The following is a 17908-nucleotide window of genomic DNA, read 5'->3' as shown; positions in this document are numbered from 1 at the left end:
CGTTCAGGGCCAGATCCGTTCAGGGCCAGATCCGTTCAGGGCCAGATCCGTTCAGGGCTTGACCTGTTCAGTGTTTGACCTGTTCAGGCACAGGCTTGTTCAGGCACAGTGTTCCGGAGCCTTGACGGCAGTGGCCCCGGCGGCGGTCTTCAGCGGGGAAGCGGGAACCATGAAGCGCGGCAGCAGCACATGGACCAAAGGACCGATGGCCAGGGCGTAGGCCACGGTGCCCAGGCCCACCGAACCACCCAGCAGCCAGCCGATGGCCAGGACGCACACCTCAATGAGCGTGCGGGACAGCCGGACTGACCACCCGGTGCGCCGGGCCAGCCCGGTCATCAGCCCGTCCCGCGCCCCTGGTCCGAAACGCGCCCCGATGTAGCATGCGGAGGCGATGCCATTAAGCACAATGGCGCCGCCCAGGAGCGCAAACTGGCCTGCGATCTGGGACACGGCCGGGATAAGCGCCAGTCCAACATCCGCAAACACTCCCACGAGCACCGCGTTGCACAACGTTCCGAAACCTGGCCACTGCCGCAGCGGGATCCACAGCAGCAAGACCAGGAAACTCACAATGATGACCACCACGCCGATGCTTAGGCCGGTCCGGTTGGCCAGGCCCTGGTGGAACACATCCCAGGGATCCAGGCCAAGGCCCGCACGGATGAACATGGCGAGCGAGATGCCGTACATGGCAAGGCCGGTGAAGAGCTGGAGGAGTCTGCGGGTCATCATGCAGCCAACCTTTCCACGCAACTGGCATTGGAATACATAGCCAGTTTGAGATACTGGCCTGATGTCTTCCCTCACCGCATCGGCACTTGCGCGCCTCCTTGGCACCTGGAATCCCGGGACGTCGCCCGCCTACCGGGAGCTCGCCGACGTCGTCCGTCTCCTGGTGCTGGACGGCCGGGTAGCCCTGGACACGGCGCTGCCCAGCGAACGTGCCCTTTCCGCAGCCCTGGGCGTCAGCCGGACCACGGTGACGGCGGCCTATGGCCAACTCCGCGAACAGGGCTTCCTAAGCGGCGGACAGGGTAGCAGGAGCCGCACCAGGATTCCACGCACGACGGCGGCGGGCACCATGGTGCTTCGTGGCCCACTGAATGGCAACCCGGGGCGGTCCCGGCAGGGAAAGGCGGCAGAAGTAGCCGACGCGCCGGGCCCCGGCGCGGTGGGACTGGCAGCACCCGGGCTGGCAGCACCCGGATTGGCAGCGCCGGAGGGTTTGATCGACTTGGCTTATTCATCCCTGCCCGCCAGTGGTGAATTGGTCCACCGGGCCTTCGCGGCGGCCCTGACCGAACTTCCGGCGCTGCTGCCCGGGTTCGGTTACGACGCCATGGGCCTGCTCCCCCTGCGCGAAGCAGTCGCGGCACGCTACACGGCTGCGGGCGTGCCCACCACGGCAGACCAGGTACTGGTGACCTCCGGGGCGCAGCACGCCCTGAACATCATCCTTCGCGCCCTGACCAGCCGGCAGGACAAGGTGCTGGTGGAACATCCGAGCTACCCGAACGCGCTGGATGCCATCCGTGCTGCGGGGTGCCGTGCAGTACCCGTGGCATTCACACCCACCCACGTCCTCCAACCCGCAGGCTCCAGCAGGACAGGCAACCTGGCCACCGTGGCCTGGGACATGCAGGGGCTCAAGGCCGCACTAGTGCAGCAGCGGCCCAAAATGGCCTATGTGGTGCCGGACTTCCACAACCCCACCGGCCAGCTCATGCCGGACAGCCAGCGCCGCGAGCTGGTGAAGGCGGCTGCTGTGGCCGGTACCATCCTGGTGGTGGACGAGACCCTGCGGGAACTGAACCTCGACGGCGCTCCCACAACTCCGGTGGCGGCGTTCAGTCCTGCAGTGGTGACCATCGGTACGCTCAGCAAGTCCCATTGGGGCGGCCTGCGGACCGGCTGGATCCGTGCGTCAGGGGACATGATCCAGCGGTTTGCAGCCGCCCGTACATCCCTGGACCTGGGCGGCCCCGTCATGGAGCAGCTTGCGGCAGCCCACCTGGTCCGCGCCCTGGACGAACCGCTCCCGGCCCGCCTCGCTGGGCTCCGGGAGAACCGGGCAGTCCTGCTGGAACTCCTCGCATGCCACCTCCCGGCATGGGAAACCCTCTACCCGTCAGGGGGCCTGTCCGCGTGGTGCCGGTTGCCCGGCCCCACCAGCACCGCCCTGACGGTCATTGCTCCGGACTTCGGCATCCGGCTGGCGGCGGGGCCACGGTTTGGAATCGGCGGTGCGTTCGAACGGTATCTCCGCCTGCCGTTTACGCTGCCGCCGGAAAAGCTGGAAACCGCAGTGCTGGCCTTGCGTTCTGCACAGGACCGGCTCGACGCCGCCCCGCAACTGCGCCGGAGCCTCAGGAAGGCCCCGGACGTGGCTATTGCCTGACCGGTGCCGGGTGCCTGCCAAACCTGCCCATCCGTTGCTTGGCAGTATTGGTCCCGGCTCCCACCCGAACATGGGCCGTCGCTTTGGCCAGGCCAAAGAGCGGCATCCCGTTGTAAATAACTTCAATTCCGGCAACAGGCACCTGGTAGGTCTCGTGCCACACGCCGACATCTCCGCTTCCGGCAGTCTCTCTCATGAACCGCCGCCAGGGTTCAAGGTGGGGGGATTCCCGGTCGGCGGCGAATTTCCGCAGGTGTTCCGGGCTTTCCCAATAACTGAGCAGCATGGTGGTCCGGCCGAACCACTGCTGGTACCCCAGCATTCCCGACGCCGGGTCCCCGGCCAGGTGCTGGAGCATCCGGGGCATGGCACTTGCCACCTTGCCGACCGTCCACAGCTTCCACCACCTGTTGGCCCGCATGCCGATCAGGAAGACCGTCACTGAGTGGCGGCCAGGATCGGCCGTGTAGCGGCCGGGAAAGACACTTTGCGCCATGGGAAGCTCCTTGGGTTGTGGCAAAGAAGTTTTGTAACGACGTTACGAAACAAGGTTATGAAACAATGGAGGGCATGGCAAGACCTGTGATCCATAACGATTCCCTGCGGCAGGAACTGCTCGTGACGACCGCCGAGCTGGTAGACCGGGACGGGCCGGCCAAGGTGACTTTGCGGGATGTGGCGTCTGCCGCGGGAACGTCCACCACCGCCGTCTACTCCCTCTTCGGCGGCAAGTCCCAGCTCCTCACTGCCGTAGTGGAGGATGGTTTCCGCTCCTTCCGGGACTCGCAACTGGCGGCAGCCCCGGATGGGCTGCAGGGACTTGGGGCTGCCTACCGGACATGGGCACTGAAGCACAGGGCGCTCTACCGGCTGATGTTCGGCGGAGCCCTTGCCGCCTACGTGGATTGCGAGCCGAGCCCTGAAGTCACTGCGGGCGCGATGGATCCCCTGATGGAGGCCGTGGCCGCGGCCCAAGACGCGGGCACACTGAGGAGTGAACCTGTGGAAGTGGTCGCCATCGCCATATGGGGCCAGGTGCACGGGCTTGTGAGCCTCGAACTGGCGCAGGTAGGTCCGCCGGACGCCGACTGGTCCGGCGCCTACAACTCCGCCCTGGACGCGATAGCCCGCGGCTGGGCCGCCTGACGCCACCGCTTTTCGAGGCGCATATTCGAGCGCGGCATGCAAAATACCTGACGCGGGTGATATATCCACCACGCCAGGTATTTACCGAGTCGATAAGTATTTTGTGCGTCGCTGCACTCCAGGGCGCTTTACGCGTAAACCCGCTCCAGGAAGCCGCCCCAGGCCTTGGCCGTGGTTTCGGAATCACCGGCGCCGCTGAAGTCGTGGACGGTCATGCCCACAGGGGCTCCGAAAGCGTTGCGGCCGAAGAACCGGTAGAGGGCGTCCGCACTGCGCAGACCCATGAAGTGCTCGTTCGAGAAGTCCACCTTGCCTGCAAGCCGGCCTACGCCGTCGAGCTCCGCCTCCACCTGAGCCCCCTGCATGGCCGAACTGACGCCCAATGCTTCGCGGAGCCGCATGAAGCCGTCCGGGGCCTGGGAGGCCGACGGCGCCTGGATGTCCGTAAACACCACCGGCCTGCCGTCGAAGTACTGCAGATATTGGCCCAGCGTGTGCAGGTAGAACTCGGTGTGGCGGCTCGCGCCGTCGTACTGCTGGTCCCAGTTGTCCGCGAAAATGCCGCTGTGGACGTAGCGCAGCCGGGCCCTGCCGCCGTCGAGCGGTTCCAGCACGTGTTCCAGCTGGTTGAACCAGCCGTCTGGCCCGTCCATCCGGGAGACCAGGTGGTTCGGGTACTCCTCCACGGTCTTGACGTCCGGCCACTGGTCCGTGGGGAACATCCACGCGGGCGTCCCATTGGTTACCGCTTCCCAGACGCGCTCGGGAGTGCCGGGGAGCTCCGTGTCGTAGACGATTTCGAAGTTGCGGTTGTCGGTCATTTGTCCTGCTCCTTGCCTGGATGGGATTCGTTGCCTGGATGGGATTCATCGGTTGCCTCGAAGGCACTGGTCTCTTTGAGTGCAGGGTGCAGCGCCACGACGAGCCGGTGCCGCCGCCCCTTCGGTGACGCCCCGCCGTCGTGATACTTGTCCACCAGCCGGGTGACCTCAGTGCCGAGCTCCTCGGCAAAGGCTGCCCGGTCGGCGGCGGTGCGGAAGGTGATCTCGCCGTCGATGGCGAAGGTGGCCAGCTTCTGCCGGGCAGCGGTGGCGCCGGCAATCAGCTTCCCCACCTCCTGCACCATCCGGCCCGCGAGCGCCAGCAGCCAGAAGGCGGAGAAGCGGTCGGCGAACCGGCGCGGATCCGGGGAAACGTCGTTCAGCGCTGAGGGTGAGATGAGGTAGGAGGCTGCCGTGGCCTGCAGGACCCGCTCTGTGACGTTGCCCTTGCGGCGTTCCTCCACCAACTCCACCAGCCCATGCCGTTCCAGCGCCTTGAGGTGGTAGTTCACCTTCTGCCGGGGCAGTCCCAGCCGGACCGCCAACTGCGTGGCGGAGGCCGGCTGGACCAGCTCCCGCAGGATCCGGGTGCGGATGGGATCCAGCGATACCTCGGCTGCGGCCGGGTCCTCGATGACTGCGATGTCCTGCATGCCTCCAGTGTCGCAACCGACAACTTTTATTGTCAAGAACTTTTTTATTGTCGGAAGCGGAGCCGCCGGAAAGGGCCGGGGACCGCCGGAACATTCCGGCAAGCTGGACGCTTCCCACGATTCGGCGGCTGCAACACCTGTTGGGAGCCGCCCACACAGGCGCCGGTAGAATGGACCGGTGATGCAATCCCCCCTCCCCGTGCGCGACGGCGTCAACGCCACCCGCCTGCGCCTCCCGGAAGAGGGGCCGTGGGACACCGCAATGGACTACATGATGCACCGCTGGGGGCACATCGATCCGCAGGGCATCGAGGACAGGTTCGACGCCGGCGAGATCGTTGGCGAGGGCGGCGTACCCCTAAACCGGCACACCAAGCTCGAAGACCACACCTTCATCTGGTACTACCGCACCCTGCCGCCGGAGACGCGGCTGCCCGTGGACATCAGCATCCTCCACCAGGACGGACACCTGCTGGTGGTGGACAAGCCCCACTTCCTGCCCACCACGCCGGGCGGCACCTACATCCAGGAGTCGGCCCTGGTTCGGCTGCGGAACCAGCTGGGCCTGCCGGACCTGATCCCCATGCACCGGCTGGACCGGATGACCGCGGGCGTCCTGCTCTTCTCCACCAACCCGGCCACCCGCGGCAGGTACCAGGTGTTGTTCGAGAAACGGCAGGTGCAGAAGGAGTACGAGTGCGTGTCGGCCGCCGAGCCCGCGCCGGGGTACCCCGCCGTCGAATTTCCCGTGGTGGTCCGCAACCGGATGACCAAGTCCCGCAGCTATCTGCTGGCCGAGGTCATTGACGGCGAGCCCAACGCGGAAACCAGGATTGAGCGGCTCGAAACGTTCGACGGCGGGCCTGCGGCAGGTGCCGACAACGCCGGGCAGCGCCTGGCCAGGTACCGGCTGGAACCGCACACAGGAAAGACCCACCAGCTCCGGGTTCATATGGCCTCGCTGGGTCTGGGAATCGTGAACGACGCCTTCTACCCCGACCTGCTGGACAAGGCACCGGACAACTACGCCAAACCCCTGCAGCTCCTGGCCCGCGGCATCCGGTTCGTGGATCCGGTCTCCGGCAGACCGGTGGAGTACCGCAGCAGCCTGGAACTCAGCGAAGCGGCTCCAGCACGTCCCTGAACACTGCCTCCGCCTCCCCGGTGTGCAGTACGAACTCCACCAACTCCAGCCCGCTCGCCGGATGCGACGCCCGGAAGCCCACAACCGCGTCCAGCGCTGCTTGCGCCACCGCCGCAGCCTGCCAGCCGTAGGCACCGGCTCCCACCGCCGGAAAGGCAAGCGTTCCCGCCGCCAGACTGTCTGCCAGCCGCAGGCTTTCGCTGAAGCAGGACACCAGGAGCGCGCGGTTGGTTTGGCCCGCGTGGCGGTTGGGTCCCACCGTGTGGATCACCCAGCGGGCAGGCAGCCGGAAAGCCGGTGTTGCCACGGCGGCCCCGGTCTGGAGGCCATGGGGCAGCTGCGTTGCCCGCAGTTCCCGGCACGCGGCCAGCAGCTCCGGCCCGGCCGCCCGGTGCAAAGCGCCGTCCACTCCCCCGCCGCCCAACAGCGACGCATTTGCGGCGTTCACCAGCACGTCAACGCGCCGCTCCGTAATGTCACCCTGCAGAACCGCAACCCGCATGCGGCCAGTTTCCCAAGTGCGGTACGTTGAGGCAATGGACTTCGGCAGCGTTGACAGCTGGGGGACGGCCCTCTATTTCTGGGTCATCCCGGTGGTCCTCGGCGATGCCATTTTTCCGCCCATCCCGTCGGAAATGGTGGTGATCACCGGCGGCGCGCTGTCCGCGGACGGACGGGCCAACGTGTTCCTGGTCCTCATCCTCGCCGCCCTGGCGTCCTGGCTGGGCGACATGGTGGTGTTCCACCTCTTCCGGCGGCGGCTGAGCCACGTGCTGGACCGCTGGAAATGGGGCCGCCGCGTCCATTCCGGTATCCATGCGGCACTGGCCAAGGCAGGCCGTTCGTCCACCTACGGCACCATCATCGGGGCCCGGTTCATCCCGGGCGGCAGGCTGGCCACGTCGGCCGCCTCCGGCATCGCCAACGTCTCCGTCCGCGGTTTCAGCCTCTGTGCCGGATTGGGCGCGGTCCTGTGGGCGTGCTGGCTGGTGGGGCTTGGCTACTTCACGGGATCAGCCACCAAGCTGCCGTTCTGGGCCAGCTCGCTGATCGGCGTGGCCGTGGGCCTGGTGATCGGCGCCGTGGTGGGCATCATCGTCACCCGGCGGCGCGGGAACCGGTCACCGGTGGTGGATGAACCCGATTCCCTCCCCGGCGCAGGCTAGACGGGCAGCCACTTGCCGCGGCTGCGCCGCAGCACGCTGAGCGAGCCTGTCAGCGCAACGCGTTCGACGGCGTCGCGCATCATGGCTGCCGACTCCAATGCCTGGCGGTTCTCGCCGCTGTACTCGCTGGCTTCGACGAGGAAGCGCAGGTTCAGCTGCGGCACGCCGCCGGCGATCTGGAGCTGGTGTGCCTCCACGTGGTGGCGGGTGCCCAGCGCCTCGACGGCCGCGTCCATCACAGCCTCGGGCGGATTGCCCGGCCGCAGCCCGGTGATCTTGAGGCGGGTCTGGAAGGAAGGCATGCCTCCAACCCTATCCAAACCGCCGGATGCTCCATCACTTATGGTCCCTATTCCCGCCGGTTAGGGACCATAAGTGATGGGGCAACGAAGGGGGTTTTAGCCGGTGTTGCGGAGGCCGGCCGCCACGCCGTTGACGGTGATCAGCATGGCCCGCTGGAGGCGCTCGTCAATTTCGGCTCCGCTGATTTCGGCCTCGGTGCGGATGCGGCGCAGGAGTTCCACCTGGAGGTAGCTGATGGGGTCCAGGTACTGGTCGCGGATTTCCAGGGATCGCTTCAGCGTGGGCTGTGCGTCCAGGAGCAGGTTCTCGCCGGTCAGCTTCCGGACCTCGGCCACAGTGAGCTCATACTCTTCCCGGATGGCCCGGAACAGGTGGTGCAGCTCCTCCGGGACCAGGGTGGCCACGTAGTAGCCCGCGATGTCCATGTCTGTCTTGGCGAGCGTCATTTCCACGTTGGACAGCACGGAGCGGAAGAAATGCCAGTGGTCCATCATCTCCACCAGCTGGGCGGAATGTCCGGCCTCACGGGCGGCCTTGAGCCCGGAGCCCACACCGAACCAGCCGGGCACGATCTGCCGCGACTGGGTCCAGCCAAAGACCCACGGGATGGCGCGCAGGCCGCCCAGCCCGGCGCCGGAGTCCGGGCGCTTGGACGGACGGGAGCCGATGTTGAGGGAGCCCAGCTGCTCGACCGGGGTGGAGGCCATGAAGTAGGCGGGCAGGTCCGGGTGGTCGATCAGCTTGCGGTAGCGCTCAAAGGCGGCGTCCGAGATGGCCTCCATGACGTGCCCGTACCGTTCCCGCTGGTCCTCGGAGGTCCGCGGATCGCGGTGCAGGGCCGAACCCTGCAGCACCGCGGCCAGCGAAAGCTCCAGGTTTTCGCGGGCAAGCTCCGGCAGGGAGTACTTGTCCGAGATGACTTCGCCCTGCTCGGTGAACTTGATTTCGCCTTCCAGGACGCCGTTGGGCTGGGCCAGGATGGCGTCATAGGTGGGCCCGCCGCCACGGCCAACGGAGCCGCCGCGGCCGTGGAACAGGCGAACGCGCACTCCGTGCTTCGCCGCCACATCCCGCAGCTTGCGCTGGGTCTTGTGGATCTCCCACTGGCTGGTCATCACGCCGGATTCCTTGTTGGAGTCCGAGTAGCCCAGCATCACTTCCTGGATGTCGCCGCGCAGCCGCACCAGTTCACGGTAGGAGGGGTCGGACAGCAGCTGGTCGACGATCTCGGCCGAGGCCCGCAGCTCCTCCACCGTCTCCAGCAGCGGCGCGAAGCCGAGCTTGGCGTAGGGCTTGTCACCGAAGAGGTTCACCAGGCCGGCTTCACGGGCCAGGACGGCGGCGGCCAGGACGTCGTCGGCGCCGCGGGTCATGGAGATGATGTAGGTCTCGATGACGTCCGGGCCGTACATGCGCAGGGCCCGCCGGATTTCCCGGAACACGTCGTAGGTGCCGTCGGCGGCGCCGTCGAGCTTGATCGGGTGGCCGGACAGCGGGCGGCGGGAGGCCAGTTCGGAGCCCAGCACCTCGAAGCGCTCCTTACGGCTCAGCTCGGCGTAGCGCAGCCCGGGGCCGCCGATTCGGTCCATCAGCTGCCCCACGGCGTCGTGGTGGTGGTCCGCGTGTTCGCGGATGTCCAGGGTGGCCAGGTGCAGGCCGAAGGAGGCGATGGCGCGGCGGACGCGGGCCAGGGCGCCGTCCGCGGCCAGGGCAGCGGAGTGGTTGCGCAGCGACAGTTCCAGCAGTTGCAGGTCCGCCATGAGTTCATCGGTGCCGCTGTAATCGCGGCCGTGCTCGTGGTTGGAGTTCGCGGCAACGCGCTTGCCGGTGTTGATGAGCTTGGCCTTGATGCAGGTGAGCTTCAGCCGGTACGGCTCATGGGCGTTCAGTTCCAGGACCCGCTTGTCCAGGCCGGGCAGCTTCTTCAGGTCCTCATCGATGGACTCGAGCAATGCCTCATCCGCGCCTGCCAGCGCTGTGGAGTTGGACAGGATGGAGATGAGTTCGTCGATCATGCCGATGCTGATGCGGATGGCGCTCTGGTTCTGGATCTGCAGGATCTCGCGGGTCACGGCGGCTGTGACATTCGGGTTGCCGTCGCGGTCGCCGCCGATCCAGGAGCCGAACCGGATGGGGGCGTCCTTGGAGGCCAGGGTGACGCCGTGCTCGCCCAGGAGTTCGGAGAGCTCGGTGAGCATTTCGGGCATCGCGTCGGTGAGGATGCCGCCCAGGTAGTAGATGGCGTTCCTGGCTTCATCGACCGGCGTGGGCCGGACCTGGCGCAGTTCGTCGGTCTGCCACATCTGGTCGATGATCTCGGCCAGCTGCCGGTCCTGCCGGCGCCGGGCGGTTGACCCTTCGGCGGTGGGCTGGGACAGGACGTCGGAGAGCTTGCGGATCTTGTCCAGGACGGAGCGGCGGGAGGCCTCGGTGGGGTGTGCCGTGAAAATGGGGCGCACGTCCAGCCCGTTGACCACTTCCTGCAGGACTTCGGGGCCGGCCTGGGCGGCGATGTCCGCCACGGTCTTGGCCAGCCAGCCGTCCTTTTCGGCGCGGGTCCGCAGGCCGCGGACCCGGTGGACCTGTTCGGCGGCGTTGGCCAGGTGGAAGTAGAACGCGAAGGCGCGCACCAGGTCCGTTGCCTGCTCGATGGGCAGCGAGCCGAGGAGTTCACGGACTTGGGCAACGACGTCGTGCGCGCTCCATGGACCGGTGGCATGCGCACCGCCACGGGCCGCTTCCTTGGATTCCTTGGTCAGGAGCCGGACCTGCTCCACGAGGTCCAGGAGTTCCGGTCCGTGCTGGCGGACCAGTGATTCCCCCAGCAGGGTGGAGACGCGCCGGACGTCCGCGCGCAGTTCGGAGGCGAGATCTGTTTCGGGCGCTGTTGCAGTGTGTGCCATTGACGCAATCTTTCGAGGGTTTTGGACTTGGCTCGTACACTGCGCTGGATACTGTGAGCCACGTTACTAGCTAAAGATGCTACCCCCGGCGCGGTGCAGCAGTGGAATCCGTCTCAAAAGATGTCGCGGTACCCTACGTGGCGTTTGACGCCGTCAAGCTCGGCACGGAGTTGCGCCACCTCGGTGCGCCAGGCAGCCATCAGCGTTCCGGCGGCGGGCCCTTCCCGCCTGGACGGCGGCGGCTGCCAGCGCCACCGGCACCGAAACGGCCAGGGCCCAGCCGGCGGCTGCGAAGAAGTCCAGCGCCACAGGCAGCGCGGCGCGGAAGTCGATGAAGTCGTTGACTCCGCCCGCCATGCCTGCCATGGCTCCGTCGAGCGGCGCCAGGAACTGGCCCACCACCGGGGTTCCGGACAGCGACGGCGGGACGAGCCTCGCCTGCGCGTCCCCGCCCCAGCGCCCGTCCGCCAGGTGGTTCAGGACATAGATGCCGGCGCCCACGTTTGCTGCCATGAAGACGGCGACGGCGGTGAGCGCGGCGAGGTCCGCACGCCGGCGTCGCCAGAGCAGCACCCCCGCGCCGGCGAGCAGCGCCGCCAGCCAGGTCAGTGCGGCCAGCCATTCCCGGTTTACTCCTTCAAGGATGTCCACTCACCCATTCAACCCCGGCGGACCACTTTGAAGTTGAAGTCCGGGGTTCCCAGCGCGCCAAAGAGCCGCAACCAGAGCGGCAGCACCATCTCGGCGCCGCGGGCGGAGGTGATGTCACCGAGGTCGATGACGTCCCGGTGGCCCAGTTCCGCCAGCAGTCCGGTGACCACCTTCTTGGCCCCGGCGTCGTCCCCGGAGACGAACACGGAGTGCTCTCCGTCGGCGAGCCTGCGGGGTTCCACCATCAGCCCGGCGTTCATGGTGTTCAGCGTCTTCACCACGCGGGCTTCGGGAAACGCCCGCTGGATGCGCTCGGCCAGGCTCTCCGTGTTCACTGGATTCAGCACCGGCGGCCTGCCCTGCGAAAAGTCCAGCGGGTTCGACACGTCCACCAGGATCTTTCCTGCCAGCCGCGCCTCGCCGGCCGCTGCCAGCGCCGCCAGGGACGCCGCCCCGTTCGTTGCGTTGACCACCACCTCGCTGTCGCCTGCCGCTTCCGCGAACGTCGCCAGCCTGATGCCGCGGTGTCCTGCCAGCCACTCATTGAAGGGCGGGCCGCCCATGGCATCCGGGGTGGTGCGGGCGGCGGTTTCCCCGGGGTCGCGCGTACCCAGGACAACCTCGTGTCCCAGCCTGTTGAACGCTGCCGACAGCGCCCGCCCTACAGTGCCTGTGCCAAGAACTGCGATCTTCATGACAGAACGCTACTCTCCCAGCCGGCGGGAACAAGCAGCATGCGGCGGGGGTTGTAGCGGGGGCAGACGCAACCGGAAGGAACCATGGCCACCACCCCAGCCGCCGCCACGTCAACCGCCAGGATGGAACGCTGGCAGCGTTTCCGCACCAACCGCGACAAAGCCCTTGCAACGCCGCACGGTTGGCTCACCCTCACCTCCTTCCAGTGGCTCGAAGACTCCCCCGCCGCCGTCGACCTGGCCCCGGGCCTGTGGTCCACGGACGGCGCGGGCACGACGGCGTTCCTCACCGCCGCGGCATCGGACGGGCTCACGCTGGTGGAGACCGGGGAAAGGGTGGACGGCACCATTTCCGCGGTCCTGGCCGACGAGGAGTCGCTGATGTGGGTGCAGTTCGGCGGGCCCAACGGGAACCGGGTGGTGGTGGAACTGGCCATGCGCGGCGGGCGGTACGCCATCCGCACCCGGGACTCGTCGTCGCCGGTTTTCACGGACTTCGACGGCGTGCCCACCTATCCCTACAACCCCGACTGGGAGGTGACGGGCCGCTTTGAGCCCTACCCGGTGCCGGCGGACGTACCGATCGGCACCGCGAATCCGTTGGTGGACGGCGTGCACCGCAGCGTGGGCGAGGTCGTTTTCCGCCTCCCCGGCAGCCCCCATGAATTCCGGCTCCAGGCGGAGGAAGAGAAACTCGGCGCCCTGACCGTCACGTTCCATGACGAGACCAACGGCGACACCACCGACGACTGGCGGAAGCTCTCGCTCCCCAGGCCCCGCCCGGACGGCTCGGTGGTGCTGGACTTCAACCGGGCCATCAACTACCCCAGCGCCTTCACCCCCTACGGCACCTGCCCCATGCCGGTACGGAACAACAGCCTGGACATCAGGGTGGAGGCGGGCGAGAAGCAGCCGTACCCCGCTTAGGAGATGGCCGAGATACCGGTAATGGCGCGGCCCACAATCAGGGTGTTCACCTCGAACGATCCCTCGTAGGTGTAGATGGCCTCGGCGTCGGCGAAGATCTTGGCCATCCGGTAATCGGTGACGATGCCGTTTCCGCCCAGGATGGACCGGCCCAGCGCCACCGTCTCACGCATCCGCGCACTGAGGTAGGACTTGGCCAGAGCCACCTGCGCCATGTCGGCCGCGCCCTGGTCCTGGAGCCTGGCAATCCCGGCCATCATGGCCATGCTGGCCACGGCGTTGCCCAGCATGGTCACCAGCTGCTGCTGGATCAGCTGGAAGTGTGCCAGCGGCCGGCCGAACTGCTCGCGTTCCACGGCGTACCGCCTGGCCACGTCGAACGCCGCCAACTGCTGGCCCACCGTCTGCCAGGCCACCATGATCCGGGAGCTGCGCAGCAGTTCCTTGGTGTCCTCGAAGCTGCTGATCCCGCTGAACCGGTCCGCCTCCGCTACCCGGACGTCATGGAACACGATGTCCGCGTTCTGGACCGTGCGCAGGGCAATCTTGTTCTCGATCCTGCTCCGGCTGACCCCCGGCAGGGTGGCATCCACGATGAAGCCCCGCACGGCACCGTCCGCCTCGTCCCGTGCCCACACCAGCATGTAGTCGCAGAAAGTCCCGTTGCCGATCCACCGCTTGGCACCGTTGAGCACCCAGGTGTCGCCGTCGTCGTCCGCATCCCCGGTGCTGGAGGAGATCCGCCGGGCCCGCGTCTCCATCCCGCCCGCCACATCCGAGCCGTGCAGGGGCTCAGTGAGGGCAAAGGCGCCCGTGGTGCGCAGCTCCGAGGCGTCAGCCAGCAGCCGCTGCTTCTGGTCCCCGCTGCCGAAGGTATGCAGGGACTCGACGAAGAGATCGTGGTGGACCAGGAAGAACGTGGCGAGGGACGTGTCCACGCGCGTTATCTCCGCGATGACCAGCCCCGCGAACAGGTGGCTGTAGCCGCGGTGGGCGGGCGTGCTCAGTTCCAGCGCGGCCAGCTTGGGCAGGATGTGGGCGGGAAACTCCGCCTTGTTCCACCAGTCGGCGGCGTGCGGTGCCACCTCGGCTGCCAGGAAGTCCCGCAGTTCGGCCAGCTTGTTCCGCTCGGCCTGGCCCAGGAGTGACTCGACGGCGAAGAAGTCGGCCTGCGGCAGCTGTGACACGTCCGCCGCGCTCATTTCGGCCCCATCCGGATGGCGCCGTCAAGGCGGATGGTTTCGCCGTTCAACATGGCGTTGTCCACGATGTGCGCCACCAGGTTGGCGTACTCGGCCGGCTTGCCCAGCCGGGACGGATGCGGAACCTGGGCGCCCAGCGAGTCCTGCGCCTCCTGTGGCAAACCGGCCATCATGGGCGTCTCGAAGATTCCCGGCGCAATGGTGACCACGCGGACCAGCGAGCGTGCCAGCTCCCGGGCGATGGGCAGCGTCATGGCGGCCACTGCCCCCTTGGAAGCGGAGTACGCGGGCTGGCCGATCTGCCCCTCAAAGGCGGCAACGGAGGCGGTGTTGATGATGACGCCGCGCTCCGGGCCACCCAGGTCAGTGACCGCCGGCTCGGTGGCCACCATCGTTTCGGCGGCCAGCCGCAGGACGTTGAAGGTGCCGATCAGGTTCACCTGGATGACGCGGCTGAATGCTTCCAGGGGCAGCACGCCGTCGCGTCCCAGCACCTTGCCCGGGGTGGCAATCCCGGCGCAGTTCACCACGATCCGGAGCGGCCCCATCCCTGCAGCGGTCCCGACGGCGGCCCGCACGTCAGCCTCGCTGGTCACGTCGGCGGGGGCAAAGGCGGCGGCCTGGCCGGCTTGGGCACGGCCGTTGAGTTCGTCCGCCGCTGCCTGCCCGTTGGAGGAAGGGAGGTCAACGAGCACTACGGACGCGCCGTCGTCGAACAACCTCTGCGCTGTGGCTGCTCCCAGCCCGGAGGCACCGCCTGTCACCAGTGCGACGCTGCCTTTGATGTCCATCCATCCTCCTTGATGCGTGTCCCCGTGCCGCGGCGCGACCTCGAGCAACAGTTAATGCATGTTAACTGAAATTAGGCGCTGCCGCACGCCCCCGGGCTTCAGGCGGCACCCGGGCCGTGGTGCCACGGTTAGGGTGGACGGCATGACTTCCAGCAGCACCACCTTGACCACCTGGCAGGACAGGGCGGACGACGCGGCCCGGTCGGTGACCGCGCTGTTCGGCCGGAAACTGCTGTTCCTGCCCGGAACCCACCTGGGCGCCGTACTGTGGCAGGGCACGCACCCGGCGGGGCAGGCTCAGCCCGGCGCGGGGCTGGGCCAGGAACCAGGCGGGCGGCGGGGATGGTTGTTCGCAGCGCTCCGGCGGGTCCGGCCTGCCGCATCGCTGGTCCTCCCCTGGCACTACTGGTGGCAGGCCCATTATGTGGACTGCCTGGTGGACACCGGCCGGCGGGAGCTGGGCGGCGGGGCCACCCCCGCAGCCCGGTTCAACGGCCCGGACCGGCCCAGCGCCGGGCGCCTGGCCTCACGGCTGGTCACCGGAATGCGGCTCCGCAACGCCCTGACCTTCGTCAACAATTACTACGACGACATGGCCTGGCTGGCGCTGGCAACGCTGCGGCTGGACAGGCTGGCTGAGGAGACGCGGCGCCCGGGCCGCCGCCGTAACGCCACCGTCCGCGCGTCGCTGGCGCTGCAGTTCGATGCCGCATGCACCGATGACCTGGGCGGAGGTGCCTTCTGGAGCAAGAAGCGGGACTTCAAGAACACTCCGGCCACGGCCCCGGTGTCGCTGTTCTATGCCCGTACCGGGCAGCACGGCAAGGCACAGGCGCTGCTGGACTGGCTGGACGCCACCCTCTTCGACCAGGACCAGGGCCTGTACCTGGACGGCGCCCGCCTGAACCCCGCGGGCGAGGTGGTGCTGGAACGCGCGGTGTACACCTACAACCAGGGTCCGGTGTTGGGCGCCCTCCTGGAACTGGGCGGGGAGAAGAACCTGGCCCGGGCTGCCGTGCTGGTGGACGCGGTCAACACGAGACTCGCGGCTCCGGGCAGTACCGTTCTTCGCTGTGAAGGAACGGGCGACGGCGGCCTGTTCACCGGGATCCTCTGCCGCTACCTGGCACTCGCGGCAGCCGACACCCGGCTGCCGCAGGAAACCCGGGCCACGGCTGCCCGGCTGGTCACGGACACCGCGGAGGCGTTCTGGTCCGGCCGGCGCCCCGTGGAACCGAAGGAAGGCCGGTCAAGGCTGGTGGGCAGGAGCATCTTCTCGCTGCACGCCGCCCAGCCTGCCGCTGCGACGTACCCGCCGGGAGCCGTCGTCGAACTTTCCACGCAGCTGCAGGCGTGGATGACGCTGGAGGCCGCCGCGGCCCTCACCGCGTCACTTTCCGCCCGCAACGCCCCGGCCGGAACCTAGCGGATGCCGGCCAGCGGGGTGACGGTGCCGGTCCTGAGCGAGACCGGGCCGTCGGCTGCCAGCCGGGCCTCCCGGTGTCCCGCCGGCGGGAACACCAGGGCGGTCAGGGTCTGCCCGTCCACGAAGACCTCGACGGAGGAGCGGTCCACGTAGGCCGTGAGGCGCACGGTGTCCCTGGCGGCCCTTGCCTCGACGGAACGCGCCTTACGGTACTCGCCGGCCACTTCCGGACCTCCAGCCTTGCGTTGGCCGCCTGCCACCGCATCGCCGTCGCGGGCCACAAACGCCCGGCCGTCCCGGAAGTCGTAGCCCATGGTGGCGTAGGTGGTCCCGCCGCTTTGCAGGAGCAGCCGGGCTTCGCCGGTGCCGTTTCCGGGTTCTTCCAGCTCGACGTCCACCTTGAACGCGCCGCTGCCCGGAACCGGCAGTGGCTGTCCGTTCCTGAGGCTGCCGGCCGGCACCCGGGTCGGTTCCCCCTCCAAGGCCTTGAGCCCGCTGGTGGGCGATGACGCCAAAGCCGGGCGGCCGCCGTCGGATACCAGCCGGATGTCGCGCACCAGCGAGGCGGAACCGAACCAACTCTCGGTGGGAAGCTGCCGGGCGTAGGCCCAGTTGTTCATCCAGCCGATGGCGTGCCGGGAAGCTTTCCGCCGGCCGTCGCCAAGCCGTGGATCATCCCAGGTGACGGCCGCGTAGAAGTCCGGGCCGCCGTCGAGCCAATGATGGCCCCCATCCGCCGTGAAGGCCTTGCCGTCAAACCTGCCGGTCCAGTAGGCCAGCCCGGTGGTGCGGCCCTCTGCCGAGCCGTTGGCACTGGCCGCCAGCACCCAGGTGCGTTTGGCGGGATCGCCGTCGACGTCCATCTGGAAGAAGTCCGGGCACTCAAGGATGCCCAGCCCGTCCTGCTGGAAACCCGACACGTACGTCCACTGCTTAAGGTCCTTTGACGTGTAGAAGCCAATCTTGGATCCCTCGGCAAGCAGCATCAGCCACTGGTTGGTGGCGTCGTCCCGGATGATGCGCGGATCCCGCCAGTGTTCCGCGCCGGGATTCTCCATCACCGGGTTCTGCCCATAGGCCTGGAAGCTGTAGCCCTTGTCGGTGGAGTAGAACAGGGACTGGCGCTGGATGCCGTCATCCTGCTGGGTGAGGACCGCGACCACCGCCCCCTTGCCAAAGCCGGCCGTTCCCTCCGTGTCCACCACCGCGGAGCCGGTCTCGATGTCACCCAGGCCGTTACGGAACTTCTGGATGGCCACGCCCTCGTTCTTCCAGTGCACCAGGTCCGTGCTGGTGGCGTGGAACCACTCGGTCCCGTTCCCCTCCGGGTAGTCAGCGTTGTAGAGGTAGTAGTTATGCCAGACGCCGTCCAGCAGGAAGGGCCGCTGGGGATCGTTCATCCAGCGCTGGTCCGGGGTGAGGTGGTAGGCAGGGCGGTAGCCGGGGTCCTCAGCCGGGGCAGCCCCCGTGGGCGCGGCAGTAGATTCCCCGGCTCCCGGCCGGCCGTCGCCACGCCGGTCATTTCCTGCCAGCACCAGCGCGCCGGCCACCACCAGCACGGCCACGGCTGCCGCGACCCAGAGGAGGCCCCGGCGCCGAAGGGCGCCTGGAACGGTTCGGAAAAAGGTGGGAGGCATGGTTGTGTCGATCCGTCGCTGAACGCACAGGTGCCGTCCCCC

At 67.9% G+C, this 17908-nt stretch carries 18 protein-coding genes; 6 read left to right on the top strand and 12 right to left on the bottom strand.

Annotation, left to right across the window (positions count from 1 at the left end; translation table 11 throughout):
- Positions 1–99: 99 nt before the first annotated feature.
- Entirely contained in the window at positions 100–735 is a 636-nt protein-coding gene (gene yczE / locus FBY36_RS12230) for a membrane protein YczE (protein ID WP_142119757.1), read from the bottom strand.
- 61 nt (positions 736–796) lie between these two features.
- On the opposite strand from yczE, the gene yczR reads away from it, so the two are divergent.
- Complete coding sequence (gene yczR, locus FBY36_RS12225) at positions 797–2401, top strand: MocR-like transcription factor YczR (protein WP_442858242.1); 1605 nt, start codon at positions 797–799, stop codon at positions 2399–2401.
- Here the strand turns inward: yczR and FBY36_RS12220 are convergent.
- Complete coding sequence (locus FBY36_RS12220) at positions 2391–2897, bottom strand: DUF4188 domain-containing protein (protein ID WP_142119753.1); 507 nt, start codon at positions 2895–2897, stop codon at positions 2391–2393. The genes yczR and FBY36_RS12220 overlap by 11 nt on opposite strands.
- 74 nt (positions 2898–2971) lie before the next feature.
- On the opposite strand from FBY36_RS12220, the gene FBY36_RS12215 reads away from it, so the two are divergent.
- Positions 2972–3547 carry a TetR/AcrR family transcriptional regulator gene (locus FBY36_RS12215; protein ID WP_235008813.1) on the top strand — a complete coding sequence of 192 codons (576 nt, stop codon included), beginning with the start codon at positions 2972–2974 and terminating at the stop codon, positions 3545–3547.
- A gap of 128 nt (positions 3548–3675) precedes the next feature.
- Here the strand turns inward: FBY36_RS12215 and FBY36_RS12210 are convergent, their stop codons facing one another.
- Both FBY36_RS12210 and FBY36_RS12205 read right to left on the bottom strand, forming a co-directional pair.
- Positions 3676–4368: an SRPBCC family protein gene (locus FBY36_RS12210; protein WP_142119749.1), complete on the bottom strand. Its 693-nt coding sequence runs from the start codon at positions 4366–4368 to the stop codon at positions 3676–3678.
- Positions 4365–5021 (bottom strand): winged helix-turn-helix domain-containing protein, encoded by a 657-nt coding sequence (locus FBY36_RS12205; protein ID WP_142119747.1) that lies wholly within the window; start codon positions 5019–5021, stop codon positions 4365–4367. Before FBY36_RS12205 ends, FBY36_RS12210 begins: the two co-directional genes overlap by 4 nt.
- A 181-nt stretch (positions 5022–5202) precedes the next feature.
- Between FBY36_RS12205 and FBY36_RS12200 the strand changes: the two genes are divergently transcribed.
- Positions 5203–6165 (top strand): RluA family pseudouridine synthase, encoded by a 963-nt coding sequence (locus tag FBY36_RS12200; RefSeq protein ID WP_142122614.1) that lies wholly within the window; start codon positions 5203–5205, stop codon positions 6163–6165.
- Here FBY36_RS12200 and FBY36_RS12195 read toward each other — a convergent pair.
- Positions 6137–6667, bottom strand: coding sequence for an O-acetyl-ADP-ribose deacetylase (locus FBY36_RS12195; protein WP_142119745.1), 531 nt, complete (start codon positions 6665–6667; stop codon positions 6137–6139). The genes FBY36_RS12200 and FBY36_RS12195 overlap by 29 nt on opposite strands.
- A gap of 34 nt (positions 6668–6701) precedes the next feature.
- Between FBY36_RS12195 and FBY36_RS12190 the strand changes: the two genes are divergently transcribed.
- The gene (locus tag FBY36_RS12190; RefSeq protein ID WP_142119743.1) at positions 6702–7331 is read left to right on the top strand and encodes a DedA family protein; all 630 of its coding nucleotides are present in this window, start codon (positions 6702–6704) and stop codon (positions 7329–7331) included.
- Here FBY36_RS12190 and FBY36_RS12185 read toward each other — a convergent pair.
- The 4 genes from FBY36_RS12185 to FBY36_RS12170 all read right to left on the bottom strand — a co-directional run bounded on the left by FBY36_RS12185 (position 7328) and on the right by FBY36_RS12170 (position 11883).
- Positions 7328–7633: a hypothetical protein gene (locus FBY36_RS12185; RefSeq protein WP_142119741.1), complete on the bottom strand. Its 306-nt coding sequence runs from the start codon at positions 7631–7633 to the stop codon at positions 7328–7330. The two genes, FBY36_RS12190 and FBY36_RS12185, sit on opposite strands and share 4 nt — an antisense overlap.
- 96 nt (positions 7634–7729) lie before the next feature.
- Positions 7730–10537 carry a phosphoenolpyruvate carboxylase gene (gene ppc / locus FBY36_RS12180; RefSeq protein ID WP_142119739.1) on the bottom strand — a complete coding sequence of 936 codons (2808 nt, stop codon included), beginning with the start codon at positions 10535–10537 and terminating at the stop codon, positions 7730–7732.
- A gap of 153 nt (positions 10538–10690) precedes the next feature.
- A complete protein-coding gene (locus tag FBY36_RS12175; RefSeq protein ID WP_235008812.1) occupies positions 10691–11188 on the bottom strand; it encodes a hypothetical protein in 498 nt (165 codons plus the stop codon).
- A gap of 8 nt (positions 11189–11196) precedes the next feature.
- On the bottom strand, positions 11197–11883 hold the full coding sequence (locus FBY36_RS12170) for an NADPH-dependent F420 reductase (RefSeq protein ID WP_142119737.1): 687 nt from the start codon (positions 11881–11883) through the stop codon (positions 11197–11199).
- An 84-nt stretch (positions 11884–11967) separates the two neighbouring features.
- On the opposite strand from FBY36_RS12170, the gene FBY36_RS12165 reads away from it, so the two are divergent.
- Complete coding sequence (locus tag FBY36_RS12165; protein WP_142119735.1) at positions 11968–12810, top strand: DUF1684 domain-containing protein; 843 nt, start codon at positions 11968–11970, stop codon at positions 12808–12810.
- Here FBY36_RS12165 and FBY36_RS12160 read toward each other — a convergent pair.
- Both FBY36_RS12160 and FBY36_RS12155 read right to left on the bottom strand, forming a co-directional pair.
- Positions 12807–14012, bottom strand: coding sequence for an acyl-CoA dehydrogenase family protein (locus FBY36_RS12160; protein WP_142119733.1), 1206 nt, complete (start codon positions 14010–14012; stop codon positions 12807–12809). The two genes, FBY36_RS12165 and FBY36_RS12160, sit on opposite strands and share 4 nt — an antisense overlap.
- A complete protein-coding gene (locus tag FBY36_RS12155) occupies positions 14009–14803 on the bottom strand; it encodes an SDR family NAD(P)-dependent oxidoreductase (RefSeq protein WP_142119731.1) in 795 nt (264 codons plus the stop codon). The genes FBY36_RS12160 and FBY36_RS12155 overlap by 4 nt, the downstream gene beginning before the upstream one ends.
- 142 nt (positions 14804–14945) lie before the next feature.
- Here FBY36_RS12155 and FBY36_RS12150 point away from each other — a divergent pair, with 142 nt between their 5' ends.
- Positions 14946–16229: a glycoside hydrolase family 76 protein gene (locus tag FBY36_RS12150; protein ID WP_142119729.1), complete on the top strand. Its 1284-nt coding sequence runs from the start codon at positions 14946–14948 to the stop codon at positions 16227–16229.
- On the opposite strand, the gene FBY36_RS12145 is transcribed toward FBY36_RS12150, so the two are convergent.
- Positions 16226–17866 (bottom strand): glycoside hydrolase family 32 protein, encoded by a 1641-nt coding sequence (locus FBY36_RS12145; protein WP_142119727.1) that lies wholly within the window; start codon positions 17864–17866, stop codon positions 16226–16228. The two genes, FBY36_RS12150 and FBY36_RS12145, sit on opposite strands and share 4 nt — an antisense overlap.
- Positions 17867–17908: the final 42 nt, after the last annotated feature.

Source organism: Arthrobacter sp. SLBN-122 (genome assembly GCF_006715165.1).
Lineage (GTDB): Bacteria > Actinomycetota > Actinomycetes > Actinomycetales > Micrococcaceae > Arthrobacter.
Note: the sequence above shows the minus strand (reverse complement) of the source record. Positions and strands in the feature narration are given on the sequence as shown.